The sequence below is a fragment of the Sorangium sp. So ce385 genome, assembly GCF_051474135.1.
GTDB lineage: Bacteria > Myxococcota_A > Polyangia > Polyangiales > Polyangiaceae > Sorangium > Sorangium cellulosum_D.
In genome coordinates, this window is record NZ_CP150337.1 from 13472434 (window position 1) to 13492182 (window position 19749).

Consider the following 19749-nt stretch of genomic DNA (forward strand, 5'->3'; position numbering starts at 1 on the left):
ACAGGTCCTCTCCCGAGGACCGCGCCGGGAGGGCGGCGGCGGTTCGTGCTCGCGGGCGCCGGTCCGCCACCGTGGTCGCGCGCCGCGCGGCGGCGCCATCATGGCCCGGGGAGGGGTCGCGCGACGTTGCATGACATAGATAGTTAGGCATACGAATCGTTCTGCACGCCTTCGCCCGCCCCCGCGCGCACGGGCGCCGCGCCTGGCCGCGGTCACTTCGCGCGGACGCCCTCCGGAGCCCCCGTCGCGTTCGGGAACCTGGACTTGAGATCGTCCACGCCCCGCTGCGGGTTCGCGATCGCCGCGAGATCGGCGCGCTCCTTCCGTTTCTCGGCGGTGTCGATCCCGGCGCGCTTGTCGCGGGCCTCCACGAGGGCGGCCGGCATCTCCCCATCGCGGTTGTACGACCACGCGAGGAGCGGCTGGCCGACCGGGAGGTTGTGCGCGGCGGGGTGCCCCAGGTGTCCGGTGTCCCAGATGTGCCACGTCTTGCCGTAGCTGTTCATCTTCTTTTTGAGCGCCGCCTTCTCGGCCACGGACGGCACGCCGGGCAGCGTCAGCTGGCCTGAGAGGATCTCGTAGTTGTGCGGGTGCCAGCGCGGCTTCTCGTCCTCCGGCAGGCCCTCGAACATCGCCTCGGAGATGATGTACTCGACCCCGATGATGTTCGCGTCCTTCGTGTTCCCGTCGAAGATCACACACTGCGTGAACTCTTCATTGATCCCTTTGCAATAATGGTGGGCCTCCATGTGATGGTCCGGGTTCTCCTTCATCACGTGGAATCCGTCCAGGTAGTGGTCGATCGCCCGCACGGGGCTCAGGTCCTGGAGCGCTTCTGCGCCCTTCTCGAGGATCTTTGTATCGATCTTCTTCTCCTGTCCCGGCGGCGCGCCTTGATTCGAGGGCGGCGCGTCCGCCTGGCCGCAGCCGGCGGAGAGCCCAGAAGCAAGCACGAGCACGGCAATCGCAAGGTGAGGACGTCTCGCCATCGTCAGGATCTCCCCGGAAATGCGGCCTGCGCGATCGTCAGGATCTCCCCGGAAATGCGGCCTGCGCGATCGGCCAATCGGCCAAAGTAGCCTGCAAATCTGCGGCCACCCGCCGAAAAAAGCGCGCGTCACCGGATCGCGGGGCAGGCCGTGGCCCTCTTGCGCAGGTTGTGGCGTTCTGCCACGGGTGAATTACCGCGCCGCGCCATCGTGTTTACGTATTGCCGCGCGAGTCAGGCCATGGTTAACCGGTGAGCGTTCCAGGACGCGCCGTGTCATCCAGCGCGCCACGAGCGCCGGCCGGGCTCGAGTTCACGGCTGCGGCTGCGGCTGCGGCTGCGGCGGTGACGCGTGCGCGCGACAACGCTCGACGCGCGACTACGCCCGACTGCGCGGGTGCGGCGCGGACACGGTGCGGACATGGTGACCGAGTGCCGGCGATGGATCCGTCGCTCGGGGCGCGAGGGGGGCTTGCGTGCGGGTGGAGTCATGGATTAGAACATTCCCATTCTGTCTTATGTTTTCTTACACCCATCGCGTGGAGCTCGTTTCTCCGCATGTTCAGCAGCCCGAGCGGCTCTCGGCCTCGCTCGGGCGCAGCGCAACGGCGCGAGGGGCTCACCCCGATCGACGCTTTGCTTGACTGTCACGGTTCACCTCGGAACCCATCCTTCATCTCATTGACAAAAAGGGGAGCACCTATGCGCCTCACACGGTATGCGACATGGATCATGGCGGCGGCGGTTGTCCTCGCGCCGGCCGCCTGCGGGGACGACACGTCCGACAATCCGAGCAGCTCCTCGACCGGAGCGGGCGCCGGCAGCGGCACGAGCGCCAGCGGCAGCGGTAGCGGCAGCGGCACGGGCGGCAACGGCACCGGCGCGGGCGACAGCACCGGCGGCGGCGGCAACGGCACCGGCGCGGGCGACAGCACCGGCGGCGGCGGCAGCGGCGCCGGCGACAGCGCGGGCCTCCTCCCCTGCGACGCCGGCTGGCCCGAGGTGGAGAGCGCGATCGCAAAGGATCCGGAGATCGAGGCGGCCGTGGCCGAGCTCGTCGGCAAGATGAGCCCCGAGGAGAAGGTCGGCCAGATGGTGCAGGCCGAGATCGGCTCGATCTCGCCGGACGAGGTCAAGCAGTACAACATCGGTTCGGTGCTGAACGGCGGCGGCTCCTGGCCGGGCCGCAACAAGGGCGCGACGGCGGCGGACTGGGTCGAGCTCGCCGACGCCTTCTACAAGGCCTCGGTGGACACGTCGGGCGGCCGCGCGGGCATCCCGATCATCTGGGGCATCGACGCCGTGCACGGGAACAACAATGTCCGCGGCGCCACGCTCTTCCCGCACAACATCGGCCTCGGCGCGGCGAGGGACCCCGGTCTGCTCGAGCGCATCGGCGCCGCGACGGCCAAGGAGGTCGTCGCCACGGGCCTCGACTGGACCTTCGCCCCGACCCTGGCGACCGTCCGCGACGACCGGTGGGGCCGCACGTACGAGGGCTACTCCGAGGATCCCGAGATCGTGAACGCCTACGCGGGCCGGGTCGTGCAAGGCATCCAGGGCGCGGCGAAGAGCGCCGACCTCTTCGGCGCTGCGCGCGTCATCGCGACGGCCAAGCACTTCATCGGCGACGGCGGCACCGACAAGGGCGATGATCAGGGGAACAACCTGTCGAGCGACACCGAGCTGTGCGAGATCCACGCCCAGGGCTACCTGTCGGCCATCCCGGCGGGCGCGCAGACGGTCATGGCGTCGTACAACCGCGTGCGCGGCGACAAGATGCACGGCAAGGGCGATCTGCTCACCGGCGTGCTCAAGGACAAGTTCCATTTCGACGGCTTCGTCGTCGGCGACTGGAACGGCCACGGGCAGGTGGAGGGCTGCACGAACAGCTCGTGCGCGGCCGCCATCAACGCCGGCGTGGACATGATCATGGTCCCGACCGACTGGAAGGCGTTCTACATGAACACCCTCTCCCAGGTGAACTCCGGCACGATCAAGATGGAGCGGGTCAACGACGCCGTGACGAGGATCCTGCGCGTCAAGATGCGGGCCGGGCTCCTCGGCCCGAAGAAGACGAAGGGCGCCCCGTCGGAGCGCATGTTCGCGGGCGAGCAGTCGGTGCTCGGCGCCAGGGAGCACCGGGACCTCGCGCGCGAGGCGGTCCGGAAGTCGCTCGTGCTCCTCAAGAACGCGGGCTCGGTGCTCCCCCTCGAGCCGTCGTCGAGCGTGCTCGTGGCGGGCAAGTCCGCGGACAACATCTCGAACCAGGCCGGCGGGTGGTCGCGGACGTGGCAGGGCACGGAGAACACGAACGCGGATTTCCCGGGCGCCACGTCCATCTACAAGGGAATTCAGGAGCTCGTGTCGGCGGGCGGCGGTCAGGCGACGCTGAGCGCCGACGGCGCCGCCGCCTCGTCGGGCAACTTCGACGCGGCGATCGTGGTGATCGGCGAGACGCCCTACGCCGAGATGAAGGGGGATATCCAGCCCGGGAAGGACGCCGACGACAACATCGAACACGCGAAGACGCTGGAGCACGCGCGCTTCCACCCCGAGGACCTCCAGGTGCTCAAGGCCATCCGCCAGGCCAAGCCGGAGCTGCCGATCGTGACGGTCTTCCTGTCGGGTCGCCCGCTCTACGTGAACAAGGAGCTGAACGCCTCCAACGCCTTCGTGGCGGCGTGGCTCCCGGGCTCGGAGGGCGGCGGCGTGGCCGACGTGCTCTTCGGCGTCGAGGAGTTCCAGGGCAAGCTCTCGTTCTCGTGGCCCGGGAGCGAGTGCCAGCGCGTGAACCGCAACGACGGTCAGCAGGCGCTGTTCCCCTACGGCTTCGGCCTGAAGACGACGGATCAGGACACGCTCGGCACGCTCGAAGAGACGTCCACCGGGAACGCCTGCAACTGACCGCCTTCCTCTGCGCCGCCGCCGCTCTCCGGAGCGACGGCGGCGCCCCTCACGGCTTCGCGAGGAGCACCACCTTGCCGGTGGTCGCGCGGGACGCGACCGCCGTCATGGCGGCCTTCGCCTCGGCCATCGGCAGCGCGGCCGAGACGAGCGGCTTGATCGCGCCCTGGCCAACCATCGCGTAGAGCGCGTCCTGCGCGGCTCGCGTCACGGCGGGCTCTGCGCGGCTGTAGGTGCCCCAGTAGAAGCCGAGGACGTCGTAGTTCTTCACCAGCATGTGGTTCGCGCGCGCGGCGGGGAAGCGGCCCGACGCGAACCCGATCACCACGATGCGGCCCTCGAAGGCGACGCACTTGGTGGACTGCTCGAAGACGTCTCCGCCGACGGGGTCGAAGACGATATCGGCGCCTCGGCCCGCGGTCCGCTCCTTGACGATGGCGACGAAGTCCTCGCGCCGGTAGTCGATCGCGACGTCGGCGCCGAGCGCGCGGCAGACCGCCGCCTTCTGCTCGCTGCCGGCGGTCGCGATGACGGTCGCGCCGGCCGCCTTGGCGAGCTGGATCGCCGCGCTGCCGACGCCGCCTGCGCCCGCGTGCACGAGGACCGTGTCGCCGGGCCTGACCCGGGCGCGCCGGTGCAGCGCGAGGTAGCCTGTCTGGTACGTGATCGTCAGCGCCGCCGCGTCCTCGAACGGCATGCCGCCCGGGAGCGCGTAGGTCGTGCGCGGGCCCGCGATCACGTGCGTCGCGTATCCCCCGGAGCCGGGCAGCGTCGCGGCCACGCGGGTGCCCGGCGGCAGCGACGGCGTGCGGCTCTCGACCACCACGCCGGCGACCTCGAAGCCGGGGATGAACGGCGGAGTCGGCTTGACCTGATGGGCGCCTGCCGTGAAGAGAACGTCGGGGAAATTGATCGCCGAGGCGGCGACCTCGATCCGGACCTCCCCTTCGGCGAGCGGGGGGTCGTCCACCTCTTCCCAGACCAGGATCTCGGGGGAGCCGAAGGAGTGTCCGCGCCAGGCGTGCATCGTGCGCGGACCTTAGCAGAAACGCCGGGCGACCCCGGCGCGCTCCCTGGCCGACAGCGGAGGATCGCGCCGGGCGCCCTGGCCGCTGGCTAGCGGACGATCTCGATCGGCAGCTTCGCCGTCACGGAGCCCTGCTCTTCGCCGTCGAACGTCACCTCGACATCGTAGGTCCCCGGCGGGAAGAAGTCGTCTTCCGGGTTGTTCGTGTCGGAGGGCCCGTTCCACTGCCGCCCCGACCAGCGGAACGTATGGGTCGCCGTCGTCGCGTCGACCTGAACGGTCGCCGCCTCGTCCGGCGCGCAACACCCCACGTCGCACAGGCAGTAGCTCTGCGGATCGCCCGCCTCCGACTCCCCGCTGATCCGGTACGCGACGAACGAGAGCGGATCCGCGCTCGGCTCGACGCAGCGCCCGCACCCGTCGGAGGCCGCGATCGCGATCGGAGGAACGCTGGAGTCGGTCGTGACCTCGTACGTGAACTCCGCCGGCTCGCCCACCCGGTAAATGCACCGGCTCGACGAGATCGAGATCTTCACGCCCGGGATCGTGCCCTCCACGTCGCGCACCGCGCACGGCTCGGCCCCCGGCGGCGCCCCGCCGCCGCCGGCGTCGGTCCCGCCGCTGCCGGCGCCGGCGCCGGCGCCGCCCCCGTCGCCGCCGCCGCCGCCGCCGCAGCCCGTCAGGCACACGCCGGACAGCACGGCCACCGCCAGAGCTCGAAGCATGTCATTCGCCATTCGCTCACCTCTCATCCTTCGCGCCACCTTGCTCGTCGGCTGTGGCGCACGGGCATCAGCGCGGCAAAGAAGATACCCTCCGCGAGGGCGCGCGAGGTCGGCCGGTGCAGGGCAGGGGCCTGGCCGCCCCGGGCCAGCGGTTGTGCCACCCTGGGCCGCCCCGCGCCGGCCGCGCCGGCGTCACTCGACCTCGGGGTACCAGCACGCCACGCGGTGGCCGCTCCCGGGGACGAGCTCCTCGAGCGGCGGGATCTCGACGTCGCACTTGCCCTCTTCCGCCTTCCGGCAGCGCGGGTGGAACACGCAGCCCTCGGGCGGGTTGATCGCGCTCCCGGGCGCGCCCGGGAGCAGGCGCCGCGCCTTGCCCCCGCGCTCAATCGAGGGCGTCGCCTCGAAGAGCGCGCGCGTGTACGGGTGGTGCCGCCGCTCGGTCACGCGCTGCGCCGGGCCGATCTCGACGATCCGGCCGAGGTACATCACGGCGACGCGGTGGCTCACGTGCTCGACCACGCGGAGGTCGTGCGAGATGAACAGGAGGCTGAGCGAGAGCTCGTCCTGGAGCTCCTCCAGCAGGTTGACGATCTGGGCCTGGACCGAGAGATCGAGCGCGCTCACGGGCTCGTCGCAGACGATGAAGTCCGGGCGCACCGCGAGCGCCCTGGCGATCGCGACCCGCTGCCGCTGCCCGCCGGAGAGCTCGTGGGGGAAGCGCTCCATCATGTCCGGCCGCAGACCCACCCGCTGGAGCACGCCCTCGACCATCGCGGTCTCCTCGTCGCGGCTCCGCGCGAGGCGGTGGATCACGATGCCCTCGCCGACGATCTCGCGCAGCGTCATGCGCGGGTTGAGCGAGCCGTACGGGTCCTGGAAGACGATCTGCATCCGCCGGCGCGTGGCCCTGAGCGCGCGGGCCGAGAGGGTCGTGAGGTCCATGCCGTCGAAGAGGACGCGGCCGACCGTGGGCTCGATGAGCCGGATGGCGAGGCGCCCGAGGGTGCTCTTGCCGGAGCCCGACTCGCCGACGAGGCCGAGCGCCTCGCCGCGGTCGATGTGGAAGCTCACCCCGTCGACGGCCTGCACGAACGCCGGCTTCGCGAAGGGGCCGCGCTGGACCGGGTACAGCTTCGAGAGCCGCTCCGCCTGGACGAGCGGCCGCTCGCCCCGCGCGCTGTCGAAGCGCAGGCTCCCGGGGGGCATGCTCTCGGGGCGCAAGCTGCCGGGGGGCATGCTCTCGGGGCGCGAGCTGCCGGGGGGCATGCTCTCGGGGCGAGCGCTCTCGGGGCGCAGGCTCTCGGGCGGCATGCTCTCGGGGCGCGCCGCGCCGGCGTCGTCGCTCGGACCGGGCGGCGGGAGGCCGCGGTCGCGCGTCACGCGGCGCCCTCGTCGCCCGCGCGCCCCGGGCCCGCGAGGAGAAAGCAGCGCGCCGCGTGGCGCCCCGTGCCGGGCGGGACGGCGTACATGTCCGGCGGCTCGACGCGGCAGCGATCGAACACGGCGTCGCAGCGGTCGCTGAAGCGGCAGCCGCGCGGCGGATCGCGCAGATCGGGCAGCCCGCCCGGGATGGTCGGCAGGCGCAGCGAGCGCTGGCCGCGCACGCGGGGCGGGCGGAACCCGCGCGCCGGGATGCTCCGGAGGAGCGCGCGCGTGTACGGGTGCGACGGCGCCGCGAGCACGTTGCGCGCGGGCCCCTGCTCCACGACGACCCCCGCGTAGAGGACGACGATCTCGTCCGCGAGCTCGCCGACCACGGCGAGGTCGTGGGCGATGAGCAGGAGGCTCATCGACGTCTCGGCCTTGATGCGCTCGAGGAGGTCCAGGATCTGCGCCTGCGTGGTCATGTCGAGCGCGGTGGTCGGCTCGTCGGCGATGAGCAGCGAGGGCCCTGGCGCGAGGGCCATCGCGATCATGACGCGCTGGCGCATCCCGCCGGACAGCTCGTGCGGGTAGCTGTTCGCGCGCACCTCGGGCTCGGGGAAGCCGACCTTGCGCAGCAGGCTCACCGCGTAGAGCCGGGCGTCGCCGCGGGACATGGGCAGGTGCAGCCGGACGGCCTCGGCGATCTGCGCGCTGACCGTGTACACGGGGTTCAGCGAGGTCATCGGCTCCTGGAAGATCATGCCGATCTTCCCGCCGCGCACGGCGCGCATCTCGCGCTCGCCGAGCGCGAGGAGGTCCTGGCCGTCGAGCTCGATCGAGCCGCCGTCGATGGCCGCGTAGGGCGCGGGCAGGAGCCGCAGGATGCTGAGCGCGGTCACCGTCTTGCCGCACCCCGACTCGCCGACGAGCGCCACGGTGCGCCCGCGCGGCACGGTGAACGACACGCCGTCGAGGGCGCGGGTGACGCGGCCGTCGGCGGTGAACGAGACGCGGAGGTCGCTCACGCGGAGCAGCGCGGGCGGCGGGGCCTCCTCGGCCGCCGGCGGCGGCGCGGGGCGGAGCAGCGGGAAGGGCCGCACGCTCGCCGCCGAGCGCTGGGTGACGGCGGGCTCGTCGTCGTCGAGCAGGCCGCGGGCGAGGGGCGGGGTGCTGGGCGAGAGCGGCGGGGTGCTGTGCGTGAGCGGCGGCGCGCTCGGCGTGAGCGGCGGCGCGCTCGGCGTGAGCGGCGCGCCGGACGCGGGCGGGACGCTGGGCGCAGCGGGCCTGCCCCCGCCGTCGTGCCGGATGAGCGGCAGGGGGAGCGAGTGCCGCGCGCCGACGTCGTCGTCCTCGTCGTCGTGCCCGGTGCTCACCGTACGTACACCTCGAGGAGAGGGCCGGCGCCCTGGGAGATGCCCATCGAGGTCGCGGCCCCGACGGCGTCGCTGCCGGGCGCGAGGATGGCGATGCCGTGGTCGTCCTTGCGCCGCCTGGCCCAGTCGCGCACGAGCGAGGTGACGTCGATCCGCAGCGGCGTCGCCGGGCGGCGCCGCACGATGGCGGCGGCCTCCGGGATCGACAGGCGCGGCTGCCGGCCCCACGTCGCCGTCTCCGAGCGCCACGGCTCGAGGATGCGCGCGACCTCCAGGGTGAGCGCGCGCTCGGCGGGCGGCGCCAGCGGGGCGGGCTCCAGCAGGACGAACGCGCTCGCGATGTCGGCGTCGACGCCGAAGGTCGGCGTGAACCGGAGCAGCAGGACGACGTCGCCCGCCCCGGCGCGCCCGAGCGCGACCGCGTCGGGCACGCCGGGCGCGGCCGCGGCGCCGCCGTCCTCCGCGATGACGGCGAGGTCCGCCGGCGGGAGCAGCACGCGGCGCGCGTCGATGGGCGAGGGGAGGTCGCTCGGCGGCCGGCAGCGCCCGGCGACGCAGTAGCGGGACCCGCAGACGCCCGCGCCCGCGCACACGCCCGCGTCCGTCGCGGGGGCGCCGCCGCAGCCCAGGAGCGGCGGCGCCGCGACGAGCAAGGCCACGGGCGCGAGGGCGGCGAGCAGACGCACGGCGGGGGCGACCATAGCAGAGGGCGGCCCCGCTGGCAGGGCGCGGTTCGCTGGGGGCGCGGGGACGTCGCGTGTCCGGGGCGCTGCGGGGGTGAAGAGGGGCGGGGTGAAAAGAGGAGGGTGAAGAAGCCTCGCGATGCGAGGCCGCGGGCCTCGCGATTCCTGTTGTCGGGCAGCGGCCGCTCTGCTGGGATCCCGCGTCGTGCGCGTTCGAGCCATCGCCGCCCTGAGAGCGCTCGTGATCCTGGCCACCTTGCCTGCGGCGCTCGCTGCCTGCGGGAAGAAGGCGCCGCTCGGGTCGCCGTGCCGCGCTGACGACGACTGCGCTTCCGGGCTCGCGTGCCACCGGGAGCAGTGCTTGCACGAGGGGAGCGCCCGGCGCCTCCGCGACGAGGAGCAGCGCGCCTCGGGCGGCGCCAGCGCGAGGAAGGTCGGCGAGCGCGTCGAGGTCGAGTGGAAGGGGTCGTACAAGCCGGCGATCATCACCGGCGTCGTCGCCCCTGGCTCCTACCGGGTCCACTTCGAGGGCTACGACGCGCAGTGGGACGAGGTCGTGACCGAGGCCCGCATCAAGGGCGGCGCGCGCCCGGGCCCGGGGTCGAGGAGGGCGACTCCGGCGGCGAGCAGCTCGTTCGCCGAATGGCGGAGCGAGGGGGCCGGGGCGCGTGCAGCTCGCGGGCAGGACCGGGAATGGCGCCGCGAGGGTAGCTGAGCGGCCGTTCGTTCAGCGGGCTTCGCGCGGGGCGAGACGGCGGCCATCCGCCGCGAAGCGACGCGGCCACGGGCCGGCTGGCGGCCCACTCGGCTCACGGAGCCGCGCGGCGTGCGGGAGCTCATCCAGGATGAATGCCCCCGTCGCCGGCGCATCCTACGGCATGGCGTGAGTGCCAGAGGGGGCGTCGTATGACGAGCGCGGGGCTTTACACCGAGGGCGGGTATCTGGAGAACAACAAGACTTGGCATGTGGAGGACTCCCCGTGGAAAGCCAAGCAGATCCTCCGGATCCTGGAGAAGAACCACATCCAGCCGAAGGTCGTGTACGAGGTGGGTTGCGGCGCCGGAGAGGTCCTGAATCAGCTGCATCAGCAGCTGCCGGCGTCGGTGGAGCTCCACGGCTACGACATCTCTCCCCAGGCGTTCCAGCTGGCGAAGGCGAGGGAGAAAGATCGGCTGACGTTCCATCTGGAAGATCTCCTGGAGAAGGACATCTCGTGCGACGTCCTGATGATCATCGACGTCATCGAGCACGTCGAGGACTACTACACCTTCCTGCGGAAGCTGAAGAGCAAGGCAGAGTACAAGATCCTGCACGTGCCCCTGGATCTCTCGGTCCAGGCGGTCCTGCGGATGAAGCCCATCCTCGACGTGCGCAGGAACTTCGGACACATTCACTATTTCGTGAAGCAGACGGCGCTGGCGAGCCTGCAGGAGGCCGGCTACGAGATCGTCGATGATTTCTATACTGCCGGATCCGTGGAGCTCTCGAACACATCCTTCAAGGCGAAGCTGCTGAGGTATCCGAGGCGGCTCTTGTTCGCGCTGAATCAAGACTTCACCGCCCGCGTGCTGGGCGGGTATTCGCTGCTCATCCTCGCGCGATGAACGACGCCCGCGGGCCCGGCCCGAGGGCAGCGCGAGCGCGCCCGCTCGGCTCAGGGCTTCCGGGCGACGGTCGCCCACATGCGCAGGTCGACGACCAGCGCGAGCTCGCCGCCGCCCTGCCGCGCCCTCGCTTCTTCCTGCCGGATCCGGTCGACCCCCGCCGCGAAGGCCTCCGGCGTCAGCAAGGCGAGCTGGCTCGTGTCGCGCGGATCGATGCCCTTCGCGAGGGCCTCCGAAGCGGGGACCTGCCGCTCGATGTGCACGGCGAGCCTCGTCCCGTCGACGAGGAACCCGCTCTCGTCGAGCCAGCGTCGCACGGTGTCCACCGATGCGTACCGCTTCAGGTCGAGCTCCCGGGTCGCCTCGAAGTAGTCGTAAACGAACCAGCGGTCGATCCCCTGGTGCGGATCGAGGCCGATGTTGATGAGGATCCCTCCGGCGCCGAGCACCCGGTGCGCCTCGGCCATGAACCCGCGCGGCTCACCGAAGTGGTGCAGCGCGTTGATGCAGAGCACGCAATCGAACCCGGCGTCGGGAAAGGGGAGCTGCTCCGCCGAGCCGTGGACGAGCGTCGCCGACGGCAGGCGAGCGCGCGCTTGCTCGAGCATGCCGGGCGACGCGTCGAGCCCGGTCACCTCGAACCCGTTCTTGTGCAAGAGCTCCAGCCAGTGCCCCGTCCCGCACCCCACCTCGAGCGCGCGCCGCCCTCGTGAGGGCCCGAGCAGGTCGAGCACCACCTGCTCGGCCCCGGCGTACCTGCCCCCCTGATAACGCCGATCGAAGACCCCCGCGATCTGTTCGTAGTCGGTGCGTGTCATGCCGTGTCTCCTCGGGCTCGGGCCTCGCGCCCGGTCTCGCCGTTGCCAAGCTCGCCTGTCGCATCCGGGGCCGCCGTCGCGCCGGCGCTCGGCAGTGAGCCTGCAATATACCAGAGCTGGCCTCCTCGAGGGGCAGACGCTGCCTGTCCGCAGAATGCGGCTTGCCTTCACAACTTCAGCTGGAGCCGAGTCAGGCGCGCGGCAGACAGCGACCCGCGGCATGCGGCGATCAGAGGAGCATGCTATGGGAATGTAGCCCCTGCCCCGAGCTGACGCCGGGGCGCGCACGTACCGCCTTGCTTCAAAAGTGCGCCTCAGACCACGACGCGGCGTATCGCCGAAACGTCTCGGCGCGCGCCAGGTGCGCTCCACCGGAATGGCTGGTCACTCCATGAGCAAGACAATGCCGCCCGACACCGATCGATCGGTACCGTTCCTCCGGCGTTCCCTCGCGGCGGGCATGTCCGCCGTGGCGCTCTTCTGCCTGACGGGGGTCGCCTGCACCGGGCAGCTCGGCAACGGCGACGGCACCCCTGCCGGCGACATCGACAACCCCATCGACCCCGTCACCGGGCAGCCGACGGCGCAAGACTGCAGCGTCGCTCGAACGAGCCCCAGCGTCCTGCGCCGCCTGTCTCGGCTCGAGTACCAGCTGACGCTCCAGGATCTGTTCCAGCTCGCCGAGCCGCCCGTCGTGGACAGCATCCCGGAAGATACTGGCCAGGGCGGATTCCGGACGATCGCGGCCCTCCAAAACGTCTCGGATCAGCATCTCCGCGCCTATCTGGCGATGGCGGAGTCGCTCGGGCAGGAGCTCATGGCGGACGAGGCGCGCCGCGCCTCGGTGCTCGGCTGCGCGCCGGAGGCGGCCGATTGCCTCGAGCGCTTCGTGCAGCGCTTCGGCAAGCTGGCGTATCGAAGGCCGCTGTCGGCCGAGGAGGTGAGCGACCTGGTCGCGCGAGCGAGCGACGTCGCGCAGGACAGGGCGGATGCGTTTCGCTTCGTCATCGAGGCGCTGCTCACCTCGCCCAGCTTCCTGTTCCGGATCGAGGTCGGCGCGAACGGCGCCGCGACGTCGCCCCTGTCGCCGCTGGAGCTCGCCTCGCGGCTGTCGTTCACGCTCTGGGGCCGGTCGCCGAGCGCAGCGCTGCTGTCGCGGGCAGAGGCCGGCGAGCTCGACACGCCCGAGGGGCTCCTCGCGGTCGCCGAGGAGATGGTCGAGGACGAGCGGACGCCGCTCTTCTTCAACGCCTTCTTCAAGCAATGGCTCACCTTCGAGCAGCTCCGCCCGCCGGCCAACCCGGACGCGTCGACGCCCGCCCTGCTCGCGGACATGATCACCGAGAGCGAGCTCGTCCTCGACGAGCTCGCCTTCACCCCCGGCGCCGACTTCTTCGACGCGCTCACCGCGAACCACACGTACGTCACCCCGGCGCTCGCGAAGTTCTATGGCCTCGAGGCGACGGGCGACGGCGTGACGCGCGTGGAGTTCCCGGCCGGCCACCACCGGGCGAACACCGGGCTGCTCACGCACGCCAGCCTGATCAGCGCCAAGAACGACGGCGACCTCATCGCCGTGCGCGGCCAGTGGCTCCGGGCGGCCTTCCTCTGCCAGAAGATCTCGATCCCCGCCGGGCTGCTCGAGGAGCTGGAGAGCGAGCTGTCCGGCCTGAGCTACCTCGAGGTCCTCAAGAAGCGCAACACCCAGGCGGGGTGCGCCGGCTGCCACGCGCTCATCGATCCCATCGGCGTCGGCTTCGCCCAGTACGACAAGGAGGGGCGGTACGACGGGAGCATCGGTATCGACGAGTTCGGGCTGGAGCCGCGCTTCCAGGGCGCGGCCAACGAGTCGTTCGACTCGCTCGCCGCCCTGGCGGCCGAGCTCCGGCGCAGCCCCGATCTCGCCGAGTGCGTCGCGGAGAAGCTGTTCACGTACACCCAGGGGCGCGAGCCCGCGGTCGAGGATCGCTGCGCCATCGACGCCGCCGCGGAGAGCTTCGCGCAGGACGGCAACCGGTTCCGTTCGTTCCTGACCGCCCTCGTGCGGTCTCCGGCGTTCCGGCTGCGGAGGGCGCCAGAGTGATGTGCTCGCAACCCGTCCGACCGATGATGGAAGAGGAGTGTCGCCAGTGAAGATCTCGAGAAGAGCTCTGCTCCGCGGCGCCGGCGTCGCGGTCGCCCTCCCGTTCCTCGACGCGATGCGGCCGCAGCGCGCCAGCGCCGCGCCGGCGGACCCGAAGCGCTTCGTCGCCTTCTTCGTCCCCAACGGCACCGACCCCGGCGCGTGGCACCCGCGCACGGCTGGTCCGCTCTCGGCCGAGGGCCTGACGCCGTGCCTCGTGGACATGAACGGCTTCGACGCCGAGCGCGAGTGGCCGGCGGGGGATCCGATCTGGCGCGATGTCACGATGGTGTCCGGCGTCGATCACCAGGTGATCTGCTCCGACATCCACAGCCCGGCGATGGCGCTCTGCGCCCACACCGACGGCGGCGGGCAGGCCGTCCCGAAGAAGGCGACGCTCGACCAGTACCTGGCCGATCACATCGCGGCCGAGACCCCGTACCGCAGCCTCAACCTGTCTCCGACGGGCGACACGGCGGTCACGCAGGGCTTCATCTCGTTCAGGGACGGCGGTCAGGTCGAGGACGCGTTCCGCGACCCGGCCTCCCTGTTCGACACGCTCTTCAGCAACCTGGGCAGCCCGAACGAGGAGATGGACAACATCCGGCGGCGCCGCGCCAGCGTCCTCGACTGGGTGAGGGAGGACGCGAGGCGGCTGAACCAGCGCCTCGGCGCGGCGGACCGGGCGCGCGTGGAGCAGCACCTCGAGTCGGTGTTCGAGCTGGAGAAGCAGATCCAGTCCACGACCCAGTCGAGCTGCGCCGTCCCCGACAAGCCCGCGCGCGGCCTCGACCTGCACGGCAAGTTCAAGCAGATGATCGATCTCGGGCTGCTCGCGCTCACCTGCGATCTGACGCGGGTGCTCGTCTTGCAGTACTCGAACAGCTGGGGTCTCGACTTCTCCGGCTACGACCTGCCCGACGGCGTGGGGACCTGGAGCGACCACTTCATCTCGCACAAGCTCGGCGACCGCGATCGCGCGACCGACCTCGACGGCCTGCCGCAGGCGGAGGCGATGCGCATCGCCAACGCCCGCGTCGTCCAGACCTCGCGGTTCAAGGTGCGCCGCTTCGCGTACCTGCTCAACGCCATGAAGGCCGCGACCACCGCGACGGGCAACCTGCTCGACGAGTCGCTCGTGCTCTACACGTCCGAGAACGGCGACGGCGACTCCCACGGTCGGAAGAACATGCCCATCATGCTCGCCGGGCACGTGGGCGGCTTCCAGACAGGCCGCGCCGTGCACGCGAACAACGCTCCCACCGGGGCGCTCCACTGCTCGATCATCAACTACTTCGGCGTCGAGCTGTCGAAGTACGGCGACCCTGCGGGCGGGCCGATCGCCGGCCTGTGAGCCGCCCGGCGGCGCGGGGGACAGCGCAACAGGCTCGGCGCGTCGAGGCCGATCGCCCCGCGGACGGCCTCGATGGCCTGGGCGCCGAAGCGCTCCGTCGCGACACCCGCGCGACGCCCTGCTCCGTCCAGAAGGCCGCGCCCTCGGACCGGCCGTGGGCCAGCCCCGGCCGCGGTCGGCGGTTGGCTCGCGACCGGACGGCTGAACAGCTCGTCCGCTACCGGCGGGCAGGGGACGTGCATTCGGTCCGGGCAGCGTGAATCCGTGCGGGCAAGAGCGGTACAGCGCACCGCGCGGGAGCGGCAGCGCGCGGCGTGACCAGGCGGCGCGCGTCTGCTGAGAGCGAGCGCCGTGGGCGCCAGAGGAGGGGGTGGAGCATGGAGCTGCTGGGGCGGTATTGGTGGGTGATCGCCGTGAGGGGCGTCGTCGGGATCCTCATCGGGATCCTGTTCTTCGTGTGGCCGCTCCCGTCGCTGGCCACGCTCGTCCTGCTGTTCGGCGTGTGGGCGCTGCTCGACGGCTGCGCCGCGCTCGCGTCCGCGATCGGCGGCCGCGGCGGGGGGATCACCGTGGTCGAGGGCCTCTTCGACATCGGTATCGCCCTGCTGACGTTCTGGCGGCCCATCATCACCGCGCTCTCGCTCTACGGCCTGATCGCGGCGTGGGCCATCGTGACCGGCATCTTCCGGATCATCGGCGCGGTGCGGCTCCGGCACGTGATCACCAACGAGCTCTGGCTCGGGCTGAGCGGCGTCACCTCGGTGATCTTCGGCGTCCTCATGGTGGCGCTGCCGGCGGCGGGCGTGCTGGCGATCAGCTGGCTCATCGGGTCGTTCGCGATCGCGGTGGGGGCCATGCTCCTCGGGCTCTCGCTGCACCTGCGCCGCGCGGCGGGCACGGCCGCGCCGGTGCGCGCCCACTGATGCGCCCACGGACGCGCCCTCCCCGGCCGCGGCGCGTCCGTGCACGCGCGGCGGCGAGGCCGGAGCCGGCGACCTGGAGCGGCGGTCTGCCCGTCAGTCGATCTGCAGGTGGTAGTGCGCGGGCGTCGTCTCTTCGATGACCAGGACGCCCCCGACCTCGGAGGCGCTCTCGAGGAACGCGCGCTTCTCCTTCGGCGACATGGTCTTGTTGCGCACGTCCACGGCGCCTCGACGCAGGTGCGCCGAGACGTAAACCCCCCGGTCGATCTGGTCCTGGATGACGGCTTCCATGGCGGCGACCACCTGCTCCGGCGGCTTGCCCGAGCTCGCCCGGTACGCCTTCGTGATCTCCTGGACCGCGGCCTTGTTCCGGTAGAGCTTGAGGAGGTCCTCGCCGAGCCTGAGCTTGGTGAACATGGCCCTGGCCTGTCGGTTCGCGTCGCGTGTCCCGCTCGTGATCACGAGGTGCTCGCGCGTGCGGCGCGCGTATCCCCGGTCGATCCGCTCGAGCTTCGCGGCGATCGGCGCGGGGAGCGTCACGCCCGGCAGCACCTCGTACGGCGGCGGGGTCCACGGCTCCGTGGGCACGGCCTTCCCGAGCGCCGTCAGGGGCGGCAGCTGCGCGCGCCGCTCCTCCTCCTCCGACGGCAGCTCGTCGCACTCGGGTTGGCTTGCCGCCGCGGCGGCGCGCGGCGCCCGCGGCGCCGCGCTCGCCGCGCCGGCCGCGCTCGCCGCGCCCTGGGCCCGCGGCGCCGCGCTCGCCGGCGCGCTCGTCTTTGGCCCATCGAGGCCCGGCAGGTCGATGCCCGGCAGCTCGATGGACTCGAGCTTCTCCGTGCATCCGGCCGCGCAGAGCAGCGCGGCGGCGAGGGCGCACACGCGGTGCAGCGGCTTCTTGGAGCGGTCCTTTGCGGCGGCTCGGCGTGTCGGAGGCATCGGCAAAGCCGCTCCAGCGTGCCATGGCGCGCGGCGCCGGCGAAAAAAACGGCGCGCGGCCGAGCGCCGGCCAGGCGGCGCGTCGTCGGCATCTCGACGCGCGCGGCCCCACATCGGCTACAGAACCCCTCATGCCCCATGTTCCCTTGACCGGCCGTGTCGCCCTCGTGACCGGCGGCGGCACCCGCCTCGGCGCCGCGACCGCCCGCGCGCTCGCAGCGGCGGGGGCCGACCTGGCCGTCCACTACGCCACGAGCGGCGCCGGCGCGGACGCCGTCGTCGACGAGGCGCGCTCGCTCGGCCGGCGCGCCGTCGCGCTCCAGGCCGACCTCCACGATCGCGCCGCGGTCGCCGCGCTCGCCCGGGCGGCGCTCGACTGGTCGTCTGGCCGGCTCGACCTCCTGGTCCACAACGCGGCGAACTTCGAGCGGGTCCCGCCGGCCGAGCTCTCCGCCGACGCGTGGGATCGCGCCCTGGCGCTCAACGCCACCGCGCCGTACCTGCTCACGCTAGAGCTCGCTTCCGCGCTCCGCGCCAGCCGCGGCAGCGTCGTCGCGATCGTCTGCGTGAGCGCCGAGCGCCCGTGGAAGAACTACATCCCTTATTCGGTCTCGAAGGCCGCGCTCGCCCACCTCGTCCGCGGCCTCGCGGTGGGGCTTTCGCCGGAGGTGCGCGTCAACGGCATCGCGCCTGGGACGGTCCTTCCGCCGTCCTCATATGACGAGGCCACGCTCGCTCGCCTCGCCGAGCGCATCCCGCTGCGGCGGCTCGGCGAGGCCGAAGACGTCGCGCGCGCCGTGGTGTTCCTTGCGGAAAACGACTTCATCACCGGCCAGATCCTCGCGATCGACGGCGGCGCTTCGGTCACGTGACGCGCTGCCTCCCCTGCGGGGCGATCCGCGCGCGGGGTCGGGCGAGCGCTTTGGCTTGAACGACCCTGCCCGATCGACCCATAGTTTGAGCCCCATGAGCACCACGCCCGAGACCAGCGCCGCCCCCGTCCAGGCGGATCCTGCCCACAGCGCGCCCACCGGCAGCGGCCCCGCCGAGGCGCCCGCCGCTGCGGTCGCCGGCGCCGAGGCCAAGCCGGCGAGCCACGACTCGACGCTGCCGGAGGCCCTGATCGCGTTCATGCTGGATCGCTGGGCGCCGGCGTCCCGCGAGCTCCCCGAGCCGATCGCGCACGCGGACGTGTTCGCCGCCCGCCGCCGCGCGCTGTCGAAGCTGTTCCCGGCGGAGACGCTCATCATCCCCACGGGGCACGAGAAGGTGCGCTCCAACGACACGCACTACCGCTTTCGCCCCGGCTCGGACTTCTTCTATCTGACGGGCAACCTCGAGCCGGACTGCGTGCTCGTCCTGCAGCCGCAGGAGGGCGGCGGTCACCGGGACATCCTCTTCGTCGAGCCGAACCCCGGGCGCAGCGACAAGACGTTCTTCACCGATCGCGCGAAGGGGGAGCTCTGGGTCGGCCCCCGCCTCGGCGTCGAGCAGAGCCGCGCGCGCTTCGGCGTCGACGAGTGCCGCGGGCTCCCCGAGCTGGACGCGTACCTGAGCGGCCTCGTCGGCACGGTGACGCGCCCGCACCGCGTGCTCCGCGGCGCGTCCGAGCGCGTCGACAAGCTCCTCGCCAAGCACGATCGCGACAAGCAGCTCGGCGAGGCGCTCTCGGAGATGCGCCTCCTCAAGGACGCGCTCGAGATCGAGGAGCTCGAGGCGGTGGTCGCGTCGACGAAGCGGGGCTTCGAGGACGTCATCCGCGCGCTCCCCAAGGGGCGGAGCGAGCGAGAGCTCGAGGGCGTCTTCAACCTGCGCGCCCGGGTGGAGGGCAACGACGTCGGTTACGGGACCATCGCCGCGGCGGGCCACCACGCCTGTATCCTGCACTGGACGAGGAACGACGGCGCGCTCGAGCCGGGCAAGCTCGTGCTGCTCGACGCCGGCGTCGAGGGCAACGCGCTCTACACCGCCGACATCACCCGGACGCTGCCGATCAACGGGAAGTTCTCCAAGGAGCAGCGCGAGATCTACGAGCTCGTGCTCGAGGCGCAGGAAGCGGCGATCAACGAGGTGAAGCCGGGCAACGACTTCATGGAGCCGAACCGTGCGGCCATGCGGGTGCTCGCGCGGGGGCTCGAGCGGCTCGGCATCCTGGGCGTTCCGGCGGAGGAGGCGCTCAAGGAAGACAAGCAGTTCTACCGCCGGTACTCGCTCCACAACGTGAGCCACATGCTGGGCCTCGACGTGCACGACTGCGCGCAGGCGCGGCAGCAAGTCTACAAGTACGGCAAGCTCAAGCCGGGCATGGTGCTCACGGTGGAGCCTGGGCTGTACTTCCAGCTCGACGACGAGACCGTGCCGGCACGCTATCGCGGCATCGGCGTGCGCATCGAGGACGACGTCCTCGTCACGGAGACGGGGCATCGGAACCTGTCGATCGATATCCCGCGGGCCGTGAGCGACGTGGAAGCGTGGATGGCCGGCCTCTGGGCGGCGCCGAAGTGACGTGAGCGGCGGGCGGGGCTGAGCGGCGCGGGCCGGGCGGAGTTCCGCGCGCGGCGGAGCCGCCGGAGGAGGGGGGAGGGGCGCGGGCGGGCGGCGGGGGTCCCCCCACAAACTCGCGCCTTGTGGGGGGCTATTGCCAGTCGGACGGGTGGGGGAGGACTGGGGGCGACTCGCTTCGATGCGGGCCGGCGCTCGGGTTTGTGGGGCCCACCCCCGCCGCCCGCCCGCGCCCCTCCCCCCTCCCCCGGCGGCTCTTTCCAGGTGGGCAGCGGGGGGCGGAAGGGGGAGATTGCCGAGCTCGTCAGGGGGAATGTGGGGGCGGTTCCAGGATGTCCGCAATCGCGATGGTGCTGCGCCGCTGGCGCGGCGGTCATCGGCGCAGCGGGCGCGCGGGCGCGGCACGGTGATGCGTCGG

Annotated in this window: 16 protein-coding genes; 8 read left to right on the top strand and 8 right to left on the bottom strand. The window is 72.0% G+C overall.

The window, feature by feature from the left end:
* Window positions 1-212: 212 nt before the first annotated feature.
* Window positions 213-959: an OBAP family protein gene (locus WME83_RS49260; RefSeq protein ID WP_437322134.1), complete on the bottom strand. Its 747-nt coding sequence runs from the start codon at window positions 957-959 to the stop codon at window positions 213-215.
* A 761-nt stretch (window positions 960-1720) separates the two neighbouring features.
* Between WME83_RS49260 and WME83_RS49265 the strand changes: the two genes are divergently transcribed.
* A complete protein-coding gene (locus WME83_RS49265; protein WP_437316644.1) occupies window positions 1721-3895 on the top strand; it encodes a glycoside hydrolase family 3 protein in 2175 nt (724 codons plus the stop codon).
* Window positions 3896-3944: 49 nt separating this feature from the next.
* On the opposite strand, the gene WME83_RS49270 is transcribed toward WME83_RS49265, so the two are convergent.
* The 5 genes from WME83_RS49270 to WME83_RS49290 form a co-directional block, all read right to left on the bottom strand.
* Window positions 3945-4922, bottom strand: coding sequence for an NADPH:quinone oxidoreductase family protein (locus WME83_RS49270; protein ID WP_437316645.1), 978 nt, complete (start codon window positions 4920-4922; stop codon window positions 3945-3947).
* An 89-nt stretch (window positions 4923-5011) separates the two neighbouring features.
* Window positions 5012-5647: a hypothetical protein gene (locus WME83_RS49275; protein ID WP_437316646.1), complete on the bottom strand. Its 636-nt coding sequence runs from the start codon at window positions 5645-5647 to the stop codon at window positions 5012-5014.
* A 192-nt stretch (window positions 5648-5839) separates the two neighbouring features.
* Window positions 5840-7030, bottom strand: a complete 1191-nt coding sequence (locus WME83_RS49280; protein WP_437316647.1) for an oligopeptide/dipeptide ABC transporter ATP-binding protein — start codon at window positions 7028-7030, stop codon at window positions 5840-5842.
* Window positions 7027-8388, bottom strand: coding sequence for an ABC transporter ATP-binding protein (locus WME83_RS49285; protein WP_437316648.1), 1362 nt, complete (start codon window positions 8386-8388; stop codon window positions 7027-7029). The genes WME83_RS49280 and WME83_RS49285 overlap by 4 nt, the downstream gene beginning before the upstream one ends.
* Entirely contained in the window at window positions 8385-9074 is a 690-nt protein-coding gene (locus WME83_RS49290) for a hypothetical protein (protein ID WP_437316649.1), read from the bottom strand. The genes WME83_RS49285 and WME83_RS49290 overlap by 4 nt, the downstream gene beginning before the upstream one ends.
* A 202-nt stretch (window positions 9075-9276) precedes the next feature.
* Here WME83_RS49290 and WME83_RS49295 point away from each other — a divergent pair, with 202 nt between their 5' ends.
* Together WME83_RS49295 and WME83_RS49300 are read left to right on the top strand one after the other, a co-directional pair.
* Entirely contained in the window at window positions 9277-9786 is a 510-nt protein-coding gene (locus WME83_RS49295; RefSeq protein WP_437316650.1) for a hypothetical protein, read from the top strand.
* Window positions 9787-9977: 191 nt separating this feature from the next.
* Window positions 9978-10676: a class I SAM-dependent methyltransferase gene (locus WME83_RS49300; protein ID WP_437316651.1), complete on the top strand. Its 699-nt coding sequence runs from the start codon at window positions 9978-9980 to the stop codon at window positions 10674-10676.
* A 50-nt stretch (window positions 10677-10726) separates the two neighbouring features.
* Here WME83_RS49300 and WME83_RS49305 read toward each other — a convergent pair whose 3' ends face one another.
* A complete protein-coding gene (locus WME83_RS49305; RefSeq protein ID WP_437316652.1) occupies window positions 10727-11494 on the bottom strand; it encodes a class I SAM-dependent methyltransferase in 768 nt (255 codons plus the stop codon).
* Between the two features lie 391 nt (window positions 11495-11885).
* On the opposite strand from WME83_RS49305, the gene WME83_RS49310 reads away from it, so the two are divergent.
* From WME83_RS49310 to WME83_RS49320, 3 genes are all read left to right on the top strand, one after another.
* On the top strand, window positions 11886-13577 hold the full coding sequence (locus tag WME83_RS49310) for a DUF1592 domain-containing protein (protein WP_437316653.1): 1692 nt from the start codon (window positions 11886-11888) through the stop codon (window positions 13575-13577).
* 46 nt (window positions 13578-13623) lie between these two features.
* On the top strand, window positions 13624-14970 hold the full coding sequence (locus tag WME83_RS49315) for a DUF1552 domain-containing protein (protein ID WP_437316654.1): 1347 nt from the start codon (window positions 13624-13626) through the stop codon (window positions 14968-14970).
* 377 nt (window positions 14971-15347) lie between these two features.
* Window positions 15348-15893: an HdeD family acid-resistance protein gene (locus WME83_RS49320; protein WP_437316655.1), complete on the top strand. Its 546-nt coding sequence runs from the start codon at window positions 15348-15350 to the stop codon at window positions 15891-15893.
* 93 nt (window positions 15894-15986) lie between these two features.
* Here WME83_RS49320 and WME83_RS49325 read toward each other — a convergent pair whose 3' ends face one another.
* Window positions 15987-16829 carry a hypothetical protein gene (locus tag WME83_RS49325; protein WP_437316656.1) on the bottom strand — a complete coding sequence of 281 codons (843 nt, stop codon included), beginning with the start codon at window positions 16827-16829 and terminating at the stop codon, window positions 15987-15989.
* Between the two features lie 131 nt (window positions 16830-16960).
* Here WME83_RS49325 and WME83_RS49330 point away from each other — a divergent pair, with 131 nt between their 5' ends.
* Both WME83_RS49330 and WME83_RS49335 read left to right on the top strand, forming a co-directional pair.
* Window positions 16961-17701, top strand: coding sequence for an SDR family oxidoreductase (locus WME83_RS49330; protein ID WP_437316657.1), 741 nt, complete (start codon window positions 16961-16963; stop codon window positions 17699-17701).
* A 94-nt stretch (window positions 17702-17795) separates the two neighbouring features.
* Complete coding sequence (locus WME83_RS49335; RefSeq protein ID WP_437316658.1) at window positions 17796-19334, top strand: aminopeptidase P family protein; 1539 nt, start codon at window positions 17796-17798, stop codon at window positions 19332-19334.
* The last annotated feature ends 415 nt before the right edge of the window (window positions 19335-19749 follow it).

Excerpts from the sequence above, each read along its gene's own strand:
- WME83_RS49325 (WP_437316656.1), bottom strand. The coding sequence starts at position 16,829 with ATGCCTCCGACACGCCGAGCCGCCGCAAAGGACCGCTCCAAGAAGCCG.
- WME83_RS49275 (WP_437316646.1), bottom strand. The coding sequence starts at position 5,647 with ATGCTTCGAGCTCTGGCGGTGGCCGTGCTGTCCGGCGTGTGCCTGACG.
- WME83_RS49270 (WP_437316645.1), bottom strand. The coding sequence starts at position 4,922 with ATGCACGCCTGGCGCGGACACTCCTTCGGCTCCCCCGAGATCCTGGTC.
- WME83_RS49300 (WP_437316651.1), top strand. The coding sequence starts at position 9,978 with ATGACGAGCGCGGGGCTTTACACCGAGGGCGGGTATCTGGAGAACAAC.
- WME83_RS49265 (WP_437316644.1), top strand. The coding sequence starts at position 1,721 with ATGGCGGCGGCGGTTGTCCTCGCGCCGGCCGCCTGCGGGGACGACACG.
- WME83_RS49310 (WP_437316653.1), top strand. The coding sequence starts at position 11,886 with ATGAGCAAGACAATGCCGCCCGACACCGATCGATCGGTACCGTTCCTC.
- WME83_RS49305 (WP_437316652.1), bottom strand. The coding sequence starts at position 11,494 with ATGACACGCACCGACTACGAACAGATCGCGGGGGTCTTCGATCGGCGT.
- WME83_RS49320 (WP_437316655.1), top strand. The coding sequence starts at position 15,348 with ATGGAGCTGCTGGGGCGGTATTGGTGGGTGATCGCCGTGAGGGGCGTC.
- WME83_RS49330 (WP_437316657.1), top strand. The coding sequence starts at position 16,961 with ATGCCCCATGTTCCCTTGACCGGCCGTGTCGCCCTCGTGACCGGCGGC.
- WME83_RS49335 (WP_437316658.1), top strand. The coding sequence starts at position 17,796 with ATGAGCACCACGCCCGAGACCAGCGCCGCCCCCGTCCAGGCGGATCCT.